The following is a 14099-nucleotide window of genomic DNA, read 5'->3' as shown; positions in this document are numbered from 1 at the left end:
GAGAATCTCCCTTTCTTTATTGGTATTTTTCTGTTAAGGACTGCCAAATCTCATCTGTCGGCATTTCTTTTCCTGTCCACAGTTGAAAAGCTTCAGCAGCTTGATAGAGCAACATTCCCAAACCATTGACGGCTGGATTGCCCTGACTTCTAGCCCATTTCAAAAATGGTGTCTCAAAAGGTTGGTAAATGATGTCTGCGACCAAGAGAGCCTCTGGCAAATTGATACTTTCTGGAACTGGCGACGACTGGCCATCCATCCCTACACTGGTCGCATTGACGAGCAGGTCCGACTCGGCAATCCTTGATTGCAGTTCAGAAAGATCTTCTAAAGCATACAAGTCCACTTTAAAACCTGTTTGCTCCTGCAACTTGTCTAGGTAAGGTCTTGTTTTTTCCGTAGAAACTGAACGAACAAAAACTGAAATCTGACTGGCCCCGTCCAAAATGGCTTGTGCCAAGATTGATTTGGCCGCACCACCTGCACCCAAAATGGTCATTGTTTTACCTGAAATTGTAAAAGAAGGCAAGCTCTTAAAGAATCCCTTGCCATCTGTATTATATCCAATTAAAGTGCCATTATGATTAACAACCGTATTAACCGCCCCAATCAAACGAGCCTCATCACTCAACTCATCCAGATAAGGAATCACTTGCTCCTTGTAAGGCATAGACAGGTTGATGCCAAACATCTGGTAACGGCGAATATTGGCGACTGTTTCTGCCAAATCACCCGCTTCAATCTCCCAAGCTACATAGGCACCATTAATAGCTGTCGCCTCAAAGGCCCTATTGTGGATAAAGGGCGAAATAGAGTGTTTGATGGGATTGGCAACAACTGCAGCTAAACGTGTATAGCCATCAAGCTTCATCCAAAATCTCCCTGATTTTCTTCATGTTTGATAGCGAAATCTGACCTGGGGCACTCGCTTCATCCAGACTAGCAAATGACCAACTCGAACCCGTCACATCTGAAGTAATGCGTGATACCTTGCCCATTTTCCCCATGGAAATGGTCACGTACTCTTGCTCAGGATTGAGTGTTTTAAATCCTCGAGTGTAATTCATCAGGTCTAAAACATCCTGCTCCGTATGAGCCATAACTGATACCTTGACCACTTTCGGAGAGAGACTGGTCAACTCAGACAAAATTTCCATCATGTTTTCAGGTGTCTCCTGGAAATTATGGTAACTCAAAACAAGATTTGGAAAATCCAACATTTCCTCAAAAACGTCCTTGTAGCTGAAATACTCAAAATCTACATAATCCGGCTGATAAAGCTGAGTAACTTCCTTAATGATTTGAACATACTCTTCTGAGGAAAGTTCGATTTCTCCTCCCTCAGCGCGGGTCCGAAGGGTAAAGACAAGTTCGCGTCCTGCAAATTTCTCAAAGATAGCGGGTGCTACCTGTAAAATAGCGTCCTTTGTAAGAAAGTCCGCACGCCACTCAATGATATCGGCATCTTCATACCTAGTGGCATCCAGTTCTTGCGCTTCTTCTAAACTTCTTGGCATTACTGAAACGATTAATTTCATCTACTAACCTTCATACTAATCACCTTGAGGTAATTACTGCTTTCATCTTTTTTATTATAGGCAAAGTCTGCTGGAAGTCCGTATTGGTTCAAGACCTGATACCTTCTTCCTGCAAAACCTTTATCAATTTGTTCTGTAAATTTCTGGCGGGAAACATTGGCAGCATTGGTACTGGCAATGATAATCCCTCCCGGATTTAAAATCTCTAGACTCTGGGAAATCAACTTGTGATAGTCCTTAGCTACAGAGAATGTTTGTTTTTTATTGCGGGCAAAGCTTGGCGGATCAAGAACAATCACATCATAGGTCAAGCCTTTTCGCTTGGCATACTTGAAGTACTCAAAGACATCCATAACGATAAAACGATGATTGTCCGTGCTGAGTCCATTTGCCTGAAAATGAGCTTCTGACAGCTCTCTAGACCGTTTGGCCAAGTCGACAGAAGTCGTCTCACTCGCGCCTCCCATAGCTGCAGCAACTGAAAAGGCAGCCGTATAGGAGAACATATTGAGCAAGGATTTGCCCATGGCTAGACCGTCAACCAGACTCCCACGAACCTCATGCTGGTCTAGGAAAATCCCTGTCATCAAGCCATCATTCATAAAGACTTGATAGAGCACGCCATTCTCAAGAACAGTAAAGTAATCTGGCGCTTCCTCACCATAAACATAGGCAGACTCGTAGTCTAGACCTTTAAAACGAATCTTTTCATAAGCCCCCAAGACCTCAGGGAAAACTTCCTTAAAAGCATTTATGATCAGCACACGAATCTGGTAAACAAAGGAATTGTACCAAGAAAAGACAGCATAATCTCCATAGAGATCAACAGTCAGACCACCAAAACCATCCCCCTCTTGGTTAAAAAGGCGAAAGGCAGTGGTCAAGTCATCTTGATAATAAGGCTTTCTAGCTTCCTTGGACTTACGAAACAGAGTTTCAAAGAAGGATTGGTTGAAACCAACCTTTTCCTTGCTGACCAACCAGCCAATGCCCTTGTTCTGCTGAGAAAGATAGGCACTCCCTAAAAACTTCCCGTCTTGACTAAGAACTTCTACTGCCTGATCCGTCAGTTCAATATCTGTTAAATCACTTGCTTCCAAAAGAACTAGACCCTTAGCTAGCTTTTTTTCAACACGTCTGCTGACCCTAATTCTATTCATAGCTACTATTATAGCAAATTTTGTGACAATTCTCAAAAAAGAAACCGTTTAACCATTTGTACTTTAGTTTACTAAGTGTCATTTTTGTTCAAATAAGTTTATTCCATTTACTTTTTCACCAAAACATCCTTTCCCTTGTGATGGAAAGAGAGATTTTAATCGATAAAAATAGACAATTTCAGAAATGAGTATAGAATCTTGCGCAAACGTTTGCCTAGTTCTAAACTTTATGGTAGAATAAAACACAACATTGATAAGCAAGAGGAAAAACAATGCAAAATCAGACACTTATGCAATACTTTGAATGGTATCTGCCTCACGACGGCCAACACTGGACGCGACTGGCTGAAGATGCTTCACACCTAGCTCATCTGGGGATTAGCCATGTCTGGATGCCACCTGCCTTCAAGGCAACCAACGAAAAAGATGTCGGCTATGGTGTTTACGATCTTTTTGACCTAGGCGAATTTCACCAAAAAGGGACTGTCCGTACCAAGTATGGGTTTAAAGAAGACTATCTTCAAGCCATTCAAACTCTAAAGGCACAGGGAATTCAACCTATGGCCGATGTGGTGCTCAATCACAAGGCTGCTGCCGATCACATGGAAGCCTTTCAGGTTATTGAAGTGGACCCTGAGGACCGTACCGTTCAACTAAGCGAGCCCTTTACTATCAATGGCTGGACTCACTTTACTTTCGATGGTCGCCAAGATACCTACAATAACTTCCACTGGCACTGGTACCACTTCACAGGTACAGACTACGATGCCAAGCGCCGTAAGTCTGGCATTTATCTGATCCAGGGAGACAATAAAGGTTGGGCCAACGAGGAATTGGTCGATAACGAAAACGGTAACTACGACTACCTCATGTATGCTGACCTAGACTTTAAGCATCCTGAAGTCATCCAAAACATCTATGACTGGGCTGACTGGTTCATGGAAACGACTGGTGTAGCTGGTTTCCGCTTGGATGCCGTTAAGCACATCGACTCCTTCTTTATGGGTAATTTCATCCGTGATATGAAGGAAAAATACGGTGACGATTTCTATGTTTTCGGAGAATTTTGGAACCCTGACAAGGAAGCCAACCTAGACTATCTTGAAAAAACAGAAGAACGCTTTGACCTTGTCGATGTTCGCCTCCACCAGAATCTCTTTGAAGCCAGTCAAACTGGAGCAAGTTACGATCTTCGTAACATTTTCACAGATAGCTTGGTTGAACTAAAACCCGATAAGGCTGTAACCTTTGTCGACAACCATGATACTCAACGAGGACAAGCCCTTGAGTCTACTGTTGAAGAATGGTTCAAGCCAGCAGCCTATGCCCTTATTCTATTACGCCAAGATGGGCTTCCATGTGTCTTTTACGGAGACTATTATGGTATTTCTGGGCAATTTGCTCAACAAGATTTCAAAGAAGTTCTTGATCGTCTCCTAGCCATCCGAAAAGACAGGGCCTATGGAGAGCAAACAGACTACTTTGATGATGCTAACTGTATCGGTTGGGTTCGTTCAGGTGCTGAACATCAATCTCCAATCGCTGTCCTTATCTCAAATGACCAAGAAAACAGCAAATCTATGTTTGTCGGCCAAGAATGGACTAACCAAACCTTTGTTGATCTCCTTGAAAATCATCCAGCACAAGTTACAATCAATGCTGAAGGTTATGGAGAATTTCCAGTAGCAGCGGGTTCAGTCAGTGTCTGGGCGGTTAAATAAATCTATCAGTTACAAGCCAGATCCAACCGGATTTGGCTTTTTTGCAATCACAAAAAGACCTATCCAAATGGATAGATCTTTATTGTCTTATAATTTACCAGCTACTGCATCCAAGAGTTCTTGGATTTTCGCTTGATTGCTTCCTCCTGCCATGGCCATGTCTGGTTTACCACCACCACGTCCATCAACGATTGGAGCCAATTCTTTGACAAGGTTTCCTGCGTGGATGTCTTTTGTCTTGCTGGCTACTAAAACATAGACTTTGTCTCCACAATCCATGGAATCACTTGACTACTCGCATAAACTGTACACTTTTGTTGTTGAGAAACTTTATCAAAGACAATTTTTTCAAATCCAAAAGTAATTTGATTTCCAATTGCACTACAATTATACAAAACAATATTTCTATAATAATTTTCAAGTATAGGAGAATAATTACTCGGAGAACCAGGCAAATTCTTATATTTAAATATTCCTTCTATTTCGCTAGATAAAGGTGCCTCTTCAACTGTTCCAATAATAAAATTATATTGTATTTTAAAGTTTCTGTTTGGTTCTTTTTTATAATTCAGTGGAGATCCGATGATAGCAATATCAGATAACGCTCTCAAAACTGATGCATGAAATTGCTCAGGAATTCTTGATAAATATGATGTAGCAGTTTTTTTCAATTCTATTATATAAACTGATACAATGTTATCCACAAACCATAAAATAATTCCATCACAAAACTTTTGAGAAAATAATGTATTCATCCCATTATTGTCCGGATTATGCTTTCCTAATTTATATAACTTTCCCTTTTGTGGAAAAGATAACTGCAAATTCATTACAAAATCATTTTGTTTCTCAGAAATAATAGTCTGAAAACTATTTATTTCTTCAATAAAATCATCTTTTATTAATTTTGTATTTCTCAAGATAATCACTCTTCCAGATAATTTAATTTTTGTTGACTTTCTAGAGTCATTCTCTGTAATAACAACAACTGTTCATTCATAAATTCTGAAATTAGACCATAATCACCCAGCTCCAATTTAGTAAACATATACTTAGAATTGTTCTCAGAATTTAAATCAAGAAGCTCCCATCCGCCTACTGTATTATTACTAGGATTAGCTAAATACCAATTATTAACAAGTGTCAACATAATATCACTATGGGTTGCAATAACAATTCTATAATACTTTGAAAGATGTTTTAAATATTTAAAAATTTCTAAAATACTCTTTATCGAGAGGTGAGCTTCTGGCTCCTCAATAATTAACAATCGACGATTAGCATATTTCATTGAAGCTCTAGGTAACATTTGAAATTTATCTAAAAAATGTAAACTCTGTAATTTATTTTGTTTAGTAGAAAATAACTCACGTGGAATTTCTACTCCTAAATCATCCGTTAAAGAAATTACCTCACCATCATCAAAATTTAGAGTTCCCCCTATTAATTCCTTAAACTCATCTGAAGTATAACTATTTTCTTCAAAGAATTTAGCCATAAATTGTTTGGATTCTTTAACTTCCTCATAATCTTTCATAAATTTCTTTTCACTATAACGTAAAAATGGAGTTTCTGACAACATTTTTACAAGATTCTTACTCATTGAATATACACGCTCAGACGGAATATAAGTAATATTAAAAATATTATTAGTGGTTACAAACTTCTCTTCAATGATTTTAGCAATTATAAATTTAAAGCCCTCTAATAAATACTTAACTTGATTAGTATTCATTGATTTTATGATTTCCTTTAAATTACTTTCATTTAGAAATCTAACAAGGCTAATATCTTTGTACTCAAACTCTATATAATAGTCTTCCGCATCTTCAAAATTAATAAAATTATTATCAGAGTTATTTGAAAAAGATTTAATACTTACTGAAATCTCACCCGAAAAATTGATTAGCTCATCAATACCTTTAAAGTCTATTAACAAACCATCCATCGATAAATTTTCGTTCAATACATCCGATTTCAATTTCTCCTCAATTTCATCTTTTAATTTTCGTATTCCAACATTAAATAGATTTTTCACTTTTGAACTATCTATGAAAGATAGTTCATATTTATAACTATTATTACCTTCTTTAGAAATTTTAATTATATTTAGTTTGGCCTGATCAATTATACTCGAAATAAAATTATTTTTTGAATCTAAATGTGAAATAACTGTATCGTTAATATTACTATATGCTTCTAGCAATAAAGTCTTTCCAGTACCATTATCTCCAATCAAAATATTCATTTGATTACTAAATTCTATATCTACATTATTGATATTCGCAAATCTTTCAATTTTAATTCTCATTGTAAACCCCTTTCTATAGAAGGTTATATAGAAATCTTTAAAGTATGGTAATTAACTCACTTAAACTTATGTTCAAAAATAGGAGTTAATTGACTTCAATTTCCAATTTCTTAATTACAATTTACCTGCTACGGCATCCAGCAATTCCTGGATCTTAGCTTGGTTGCTTCCTCCTGCCATAGCCATGTCTGGTTTACCACCACCACGTCCATCGACGATTGGAGCCAATTCTTTAACCAAGTTTCCTGCGTGTACATCTTTAGTCTTGCTTGCTACGAGGACATTGACCTTGTAACCAATAGCGGCAACTAGGACAAGCACATCAGAGTAGTCTTTTTGTTTCCAGTTATCCGCAAAGGTACGAAGGGCACTTGCATCTGATACAGAAACTTGGCTTGCAATGTAACGGTGTCCGTTGACTTCCTTCACATCCTTAAAGACATCACCTGCCGCTGCAGCTGCTGCTTTTTCCTTCAATTCTGCATTTTCTTTTTGCAATTGACGGAGTTGCTCTTGAAGGCCTTCAACCTTGTGAGGTACTTCCTTGAGTTGAGGTGCTTTAAGAGTTGATGCAACAGCTTTAAGAGCGTCTTCTTGTTCACGGTAGGCTTCAAAGGCTTCTTTACCAGTCACTGCCAAGATACGACGAGTTCCTGAACCAATCCCTTCTTCTTTGACAATCTTGAAGAGGCCAATTTCAGAAGTGTTGCCAACGTGGGTACCACCACAGAGTTCCACAGAGTAGTCACCGATAGTCACAACACGGACTTCCTTGCCATACTTCTCACCAAAGAGGGCCATAGCTCCCATTTCCTTAGCTGTGTCAATATCTGTCTCAACAGTCTTAACTGCAATTGCTTCCCAGATTTTCTCGTTGACTTGCTGTTCAATGGCACGCAATTCTTCAGCCGTAACTGCTTGGAAGTGGGTAAAGTCAAAGCGAAGGAATTCTACTTCATTAAGAGATCCTGCTTGAGTTGCGTGGCTACCAAGGATATTGTGAAGAGCGGCATGGAGCAAGTGAGTCGCTGTGTGGTTCTTCATGACACGAAGACGACGATCCGTATCAATTGCCAAAGTGTATTCTGCATTCAAAGTAAGTGGAGCATGGACTTCAACAGTATGAAGAGCTTGGCCATTTGGTGCTTTTTGAACATCTGTCACTGTAGCTACGATGTTTCCAGCAGCATCCAAGATTTGACCGTGGTCAGCTACTTGTCCACCCATTTCAGCGTAGAATGGTGTTTCCGCAAAGATGAGAGAGGCAGTTCCTTCAGAAACAGCTTCTACTTCTGCATTATCCGCTACGATAGCTACCAATTTAGAAGGCAATTGGCTGGCATTGTAGTTAAAGACACTTTCCACTGTGATGTTTTGAAGGGTCTCATTTTGCATGCCCATAGAGCCACCTTTGACAGCTGACGCACGCGCACGCTCTTGCTGTTCTTTCATGGCTGCTTCAAAACCTTCACGGTCTACCGTCATGCCAGCTTCTTCAGCGATTTCTGCTGTCAATTCAACTGGGAATCCATATGTATCGTAGAGTTTGAAGACATCTGAACCAGCGATAACGCTTTGTCCTTTCGCTTTCAAGTCAGATACAATGGTTTCTGCAAAGTGTTGACCTGAGTGAAGGGTACGAGCAAATGACTCTTCTTCGCTCTTAACGATTTTTTCGATAAAGTCCCGCTTTTCAAGCACTTCTGGGTAGTAGCTTTCCATGATTTTTCCAACAGTTGGAACGAGTTTGTAAAGGAAAGGCTCGTTGATGCCCAATTTTTGACCGTGCATAGAAGCACGACGGAGTAGACGACGAAGGACATAACCACGACCTTCATTTCCTGGAAGAGCACCATCACCGATGGCAAATGAAAGGGAACGGATGTGGTCAGCGATGACCTTGAAGCTCATGTTGTCGCCATCTTGGTCGTAGACCTTACCAGACAATTTCTCAACTTCACGAATGATTGGCATGAAGAGGTCAGTTTCAAAGTTTGTCTTAGCCCCTTGGATAACTGCCACCAAACGCTCCAAACCAGCGCCCGTATCAATATTCTTGTGTGGCAATTCCTTGTACTCACTACGAGGTACAGCAGGGTCTGCGTTAAATTGTGACAAAACGATGTTCCAGATTTCGATGTAACGGTCGTTTTCGATATCTTCTGCAAGAAGGCGAATACCTATATTTTCTGGGTCAAATGCTTCTCCACGGTCAAAGAAGATCTCAGTATCAGGTCCAGAAGGTCCCGCACCGATTTCCCAGAAGTTGTCCTCAATTGGAATCAAGTGGCTTGGATCCACTCCTACTTCAATCCAGCGGTTGTAAGAATCCTTATCTTCAGGATAGTAGGTCATATAAAGTTTTTCAGCTGGGAAATCAAACCATTCTGGGCTTGTCAAAAGCTCGTAAGCCCAAGTGATGGCTTCGTCACGGAAGTAATCCCCGATAGAGAAGTTCCCCAACATTTCAAACATGGTATGGTGACGCGCAGTCTTCCCTACGTTTTCGATGTCGTTGGTACGGATGGCTTTTTGCGCATTGGTAATACGTGGATTTTCAGGAATGATGGTTCCGTCAAAATATTTCTTAAGGGTTGCTACCCCAGAGTTGATCCACAAAAGAGTTGGATCGTTTACTGGAACCAAGCTCACTGATGGTTCTACAGAGTGACCTTTGCTTGCCCAGAAATCTAGCCACATTTGGCGAACTTGAGCACTAGATAGTTGTTTCATAATATCTCCTTATTTACTTGTTTAATTTGATTGGCTTTCCAGCATCTCCACATAGTCAATCGCGACACAAAGGGAAATGACCAAATCTGCATACGAGTCTTCATAGACGGTTACGGTGTAGGTTGAGGTCAAATGGAAAATTTCTTTCCGAATCTCGGCAATCACTTGGTCGCGGTCATCCAGCAATTTGAAATTCAAATCCCAGATATTGCCCTCGATACGAAGCCCTAGATTGTCAAACTCATACTTATCTCGCCAGAAGGTCAACTTCTTGCGAATGACGAAATTGGAACCGTTTCGTAACTGGATAGTAAAGCGAGGAAGCAAAGTGAAAAATTCTTTACTAATCTCACTGACTTGCTCACCATAGGCGTCATAGATGGTAAAGGTCTTAGGAATTTGGAAAAATGATCCCTCCACCTGATAGTTCACTACTCCTCTATCATCCTTGATATCGAAGCGTTCGCCTCCAAGACGAAACTTTTGTTTGACAAGAAATGTCTTCATAAACACCTCCAAAAATCAAAAGACAAGTCCATATCACGAAGGGCGAAAAACCGCGGTACCACCTTCATTCAATGAACTTGTCATTCTCTTATTCTTATGCAATTGTCTGATTGAGTAGCATGATTTCCTAGCTTAGATGGCTCGCAGCACCGCCATTTCTCTGGACTAAGACAACTGAAAATCAATTCTCAACTTTCTTATTATATCGTTTTTTGGGTTCTGCGTCAACTAGGAAAGCTGACAAGAAAGCATATCTCCTACTTCCGATACATTTTAAATTATAGGAAGAGGTCGCTGTATTTTCCTGTCCATTTATGGTCAAACTTTTCATAAACTTCTAGTTGTTTCATGGTATCAGCGTCTGGATAGAAGGATTTGTCCTCACGAGTCTCCTCTGGGAGCATTTCCTTGGCTGGCAGGTTTGGTGTTGAGTAGCCCACATACTCAGCATTTTTCAGAGCATTTTCGGGTTTCAACATAAAATTGATAAAGGCATAGGCAGCATCCTGGTTTTTCACAGTTTTTGGAATGACCATGTTATCAAACCAGAGATTGCTGGCCTCAGTCGGAACGACATACTTGAGGTTAGGATTTTTCTCCAACATCTGGCTGGCCTCCCCGGAAAAGGTCACACCAATAGCAGCATTATTCTGAATCATGTAACCCTTCATCTCGTCTGCCACAATGGCCTTGATATTTGGAGTCAATTTGTAGAGCTTATCCACTGTCTCTTCCAACTGCTGAGGATCCTTGGAGTTGAGACTGTAACCAAGTGAGTTAAGCCCGAGTCCCAGTACCTCACGCGCCCCATCAAAGAGCATAATGGAATCCTTGTATTCTGGTTTCCAGAGGTCATCCCAATGCTCGGGCGCCTCATCTATCATGGTTTCATTGTAAACAATTCCCAAGGTCCCCCAGAAGTATGGGATGGAGAATTTGTTGCCCGGGTCAAAAGACTGGTTGAGGAACTCAGGTCCGATATTTTCGATTCCTTCAATTTTTGAATAATCAAGCGGAACTAAGAGGTCTTCGTCCTTCATCTTGTTGATCATGTATTCACTTGGGATGGCAATATCATAGGTTGTTCCACCCTGCTTGATCTTGGTATACATGGCTTCGTTAGAATCAAAGGTCTCGTACTGTACTTGGATTCCTGTTTCTTCGGTGAATTTCTCCAAGAGTTCTGGATCGATATAGTCCCCCCAGTTGTAGATAACCAATTTCTGACTGTCTCGGCTATTGATTTTACTATCTAGATGAGTCGCAATCCCCCACAAGACAAGGATAATCGATACAATTCCTGCTAAAAATGAATAGAGTTTTTTCATGCTTGCTCCTCCTTCTCACGTGAGATAAAGTAATAGCCAACAACTAGGATAATACTAAAGAGAAAGACCAGGGCAGAGAGGGCATTGATTTCTAGCGAAATCCCCTTACGAGCACGAGAGTAGATCTCAACCGAGAGGGTCGAAAAGCCATTCCCTGTGACAAAGAAGGTCACGGCAAAATCATCCAGCGAATAGGTGAAGGCCATGAAATAACCTGCAATGATAGACGGAGTCAGGTACGGAAGCATGATTTCCTTGAACATCTGAAACTGGCTGGCTCCCAAGTCATAGGCTGCATGAATCATGTCATCATTCATCTCCTTGAGACGTGGCAAGACCATCAAGACCACGATTGGGATGGAGAATGCCACGTGACTAGATAGAACCGTCAAAAAGCCAAGTGAAAACTTAAGCTGGGTAAAGAGAATCAAGAAGCTGGCACCAATCATAACGTCAGGCGCAACCATCAAAATATTATTAAGAGATAGAAAGGTCTCTTGGTATTTCTTACGAGACTGATAGATATAAATGGCACCAAAAGTCCCAATAATGGTTGCAATCAAGGCTGATAGAAAGGCCAAGAAAAAGGTTTGAGTGAGGATCAACATGAGACGACCATCACCAAACATGGTTTGAAAATGGCTCAAGCTAAAACCAGTAAAGCTGTTCATATCATCGCCTGCGTTAAAGGCGTAACCAATCAGGTAAAAAATCGGCAAATAAAGGATGATAAAGACAAAGGCTAGGTAGAGATTGGCAAATTTTTTCATCGTTCTCTCCTTTCCTTGGTCACCCACATGGTGATGAACATGGTTAGGATGAGGATCACACCAATGGTTGAACCCATACCGTAGTTGTCATTGGTCAGGAAGTTCTGCTCAATAGCCGTTCCCAGCGTGATAACACGGTTACCCCCAATCAAACGTGTCAGCATGAAGAGACTCAAGCTGGGAATAAAGACGGACTGAACCCCACTTCTCACCCCGTTCATAGATAGAGGAAAGATAACATGGCGGAAGGTTTCCCACTTGGTCGCACCGAGGTCGTAGCTGGCATTGATAAGATTGTTGTCCATATCGTCCAAGACATTGAAAATCGGCAAAATCATAAAGGGAAGCTCAATGTAGCTTGCAACAAAGATAAAGGAGAAATCCGTAAAGAGCAACTGCTGCGAACCGATTCCGATGAATTCCAAAAATTGGTTAATAGAGCCATTTTGACCAAAAATCCCGATAAAGGCATAGGCCTTGAGGAGCAGGTTAATCCATGTTGGCAGGATAATCAGCATGAGCCAGAGTTGACGGTGCTTGAGACGGGTCAAAAAGAGGGCTGTTGGATAGCTGATAAGAAGTGTCACTAGGGTTACAATCCCAGCATAGAGCACAGAGTTGAAGCTCATTTTAAGATAGGTCAAGTTTTGTGACGCAAAGTAGGATTTATAGTTTTCTAAACTAAACTGCCCTTCAATGTTGAAAAAGGATTGACTGAAAATCAAGACCAAGGGTGCGAGAACAAAGAGGGCAATCCAAAGCATGTAGGGCACTACAAAGAGTTTAGAGGTTGTTTTCTTCATCTCTTTCCTCCTCGATCGCGTTAATCAGACCTGCTTCTTGCTCTTCGATTTCTACGTATTCTTCGATACGAGCATCGAACTCTTCTTCGGTTTCGTTGAGACGCATGATGTGGATATCTTCTGGTTCAAAGTCCAGACCGATTTCCTCGCCAACGATGGCCTTACGAGTCGAGTGGATCATCCATTCATTTCCAAGCTCATCATAGGCAATAATCTCGTAGTGAACCCCACGGAAAAGCTGGGTATCAACCTTAACTTGGAGCTTTCCTTCTTCAGGAAGGGTAATGCGCAAGTCTTCTGGACGAATGACAACCTCAACAGGCTCATTTGGCTTCATCCCACCATCGACCGCTTCAAAGCGTTTGCCGTTAAACTCGACCAAGTAGTCTTCAATCATGGTTCCTGGCAAGATATTTGACTCACCGATAAAGGTCGCAACAAAATGGTTGATTGGCTCATCGTAGATATCAACAGGTGTTCCAGATTGGACAATCTCACCATCGTTCATAACGAAAATCCAGTCACTCATAGCGAGAGCTTCCTCCTGATCGTGAGTGACAAAGACAAAGGTAATCCCCAATCGTTGTTGCAGTTCACGCAGTTCGTACTGCATGTCTGTTCGCAATTTCAAGTCCAGCGCTGACAAGGGCTCATCCAACAAGACCACACGGGGTTGGTTGATGATGGCACGGGCAATGGCTACACGCTGACGTTGTCCTCCAGAGAGTTTACGGATGGAACGTTTCTCATAACCTTCCAGCTGAACCATCTTGAGAACTTCCGCTACACGCTGCTCGATTTCTTTCTTGTCGACTTTACGCAAGCGGAGTGGAAAGGCAACATTTTCAAACACATTCATATGTGGAAACAAGGCATAAGATTGGAAGACCGTGTGAACATCACGTTTGTTGGTTGGGATGTCGTTGATCCGTACCCCATCCAGCAAAATATCTCCTGTCGTTGCATCCAGTAAACCTGCAATGATATTCAAGATGGTTGATTTCCCAGAACCTGATGCACCTAGTAGGGTATAGAATTTCCCTTCTTCCAACTCAAATTTAATATCTTTGAGAACCTTGGTGTTGCTGTCTTCAAAAACTTTAGAGACGTTTTTGAATTCAATAATTGGTTTTTTCAATTCCTCTAAATTCCTTCTTCTTCTTAAATTAACAGATTGGGACCTTGTTAGAATGCTAGACACAAGCGTAGGAAATAAAATGACCTAAAC

General features: G+C 40.9%; 12 protein-coding genes and 1 pseudogene. 1 reads left to right on the top strand and 12 read right to left on the bottom strand.

Annotation, left to right across the window (positions count from 1 at the left end; genetic code table 11):
- Positions 1–16: 16 nt before the first annotated feature.
- From KX728_RS03610 to KX728_RS03600, 3 genes are read right to left on the bottom strand one after another with little or no spacing between them, the layout of a single operon-like run.
- On the bottom strand, positions 17–871 hold the full coding sequence (locus KX728_RS03610; RefSeq protein ID WP_215804792.1) for a shikimate dehydrogenase: 855 nt from the start codon (positions 869–871) through the stop codon (positions 17–19).
- Positions 861–1538 carry a type I 3-dehydroquinate dehydratase gene (gene aroD / locus KX728_RS03605; protein ID WP_000767778.1) on the bottom strand — a complete coding sequence of 226 codons (678 nt, stop codon included), beginning with the start codon at positions 1536–1538 and terminating at the stop codon, positions 861–863. The genes KX728_RS03610 and aroD overlap by 11 nt, the downstream gene beginning before the upstream one ends.
- Entirely contained in the window at positions 1535–2698 is a 1164-nt protein-coding gene (locus tag KX728_RS03600; protein WP_215804793.1) for a class I SAM-dependent rRNA methyltransferase, read from the bottom strand. Before KX728_RS03600 ends, aroD begins: the two co-directional genes overlap by 4 nt.
- A 272-nt stretch (positions 2699–2970) precedes the next feature.
- Here KX728_RS03600 and KX728_RS03595 point away from each other — a divergent pair, with 272 nt between their 5' ends.
- Positions 2971–4419, top strand: coding sequence for an alpha-amylase (locus tag KX728_RS03595; RefSeq protein ID WP_215804794.1), 1449 nt, complete (start codon positions 2971–2973; stop codon positions 4417–4419).
- 87 nt (positions 4420–4506) lie between these two features.
- Here KX728_RS03595 and KX728_RS03590 read toward each other — a convergent pair.
- From KX728_RS03590 to KX728_RS03550, 9 genes and pseudogenes are all read right to left on the bottom strand, one after another.
- Positions 4507–4689: pseudogene (locus tag KX728_RS03590) on the bottom strand (DHHA1 domain-containing protein); the annotation flags it as partial.
- On the bottom strand, positions 4668–5339 hold the full coding sequence (locus KX728_RS03585) for a hypothetical protein (RefSeq protein WP_215804795.1): 672 nt from the start codon (positions 5337–5339) through the stop codon (positions 4668–4670). The gene KX728_RS03585 and the pseudogene KX728_RS03590, both read right to left, overlap by 22 nt.
- A gap of 5 nt (positions 5340–5344) precedes the next feature.
- Positions 5345–6730, bottom strand: a complete 1386-nt coding sequence (locus KX728_RS03580) for an AAA family ATPase (RefSeq protein ID WP_215804796.1) — start codon at positions 6728–6730, stop codon at positions 5345–5347.
- A gap of 114 nt (positions 6731–6844) precedes the next feature.
- Complete coding sequence (gene alaS, locus KX728_RS03575; protein ID WP_215804797.1) at positions 6845–9463, bottom strand: alanine--tRNA ligase; 2619 nt, start codon at positions 9461–9463, stop codon at positions 6845–6847.
- A gap of 21 nt (positions 9464–9484) precedes the next feature.
- Positions 9485–9970, bottom strand: coding sequence for an LURP-one-related/scramblase family protein (locus KX728_RS03570; protein WP_000847087.1), 486 nt, complete (start codon positions 9968–9970; stop codon positions 9485–9487).
- A gap of 278 nt (positions 9971–10248) precedes the next feature.
- The gene (locus tag KX728_RS03565) at positions 10249–11298 is read right to left on the bottom strand and encodes an ABC transporter substrate-binding protein (RefSeq protein ID WP_215804798.1); all 1050 of its coding nucleotides are present in this window, start codon (positions 11296–11298) and stop codon (positions 10249–10251) included.
- Positions 11295–12068 (bottom strand): ABC transporter permease, encoded by a 774-nt coding sequence (locus tag KX728_RS03560; RefSeq protein ID WP_215804799.1) that lies wholly within the window; start codon positions 12066–12068, stop codon positions 11295–11297. The genes KX728_RS03565 and KX728_RS03560 overlap by 4 nt, the downstream gene beginning before the upstream one ends.
- Complete coding sequence (locus tag KX728_RS03555; RefSeq protein WP_215804800.1) at positions 12065–12871, bottom strand: ABC transporter permease; 807 nt, start codon at positions 12869–12871, stop codon at positions 12065–12067. The genes KX728_RS03560 and KX728_RS03555 overlap by 4 nt, the downstream gene beginning before the upstream one ends.
- Positions 12852–14009: an ABC transporter ATP-binding protein gene (locus KX728_RS03550; protein WP_215804801.1), complete on the bottom strand. Its 1158-nt coding sequence runs from the start codon at positions 14007–14009 to the stop codon at positions 12852–12854. Before KX728_RS03550 ends, KX728_RS03555 begins: the two co-directional genes overlap by 20 nt.
- Positions 14010–14099: the final 90 nt, after the last annotated feature.

The sequence above is a fragment of the Streptococcus oralis genome (genome assembly GCF_019334565.1).
In the GTDB taxonomy this organism is placed as follows: domain Bacteria; phylum Bacillota; class Bacilli; order Lactobacillales; family Streptococcaceae; genus Streptococcus; species Streptococcus oralis_CR.
The sequence above is the reverse complement of the archived record's forward strand: the minus strand, read 5'-3'. Positions and strand labels throughout refer to the sequence as shown.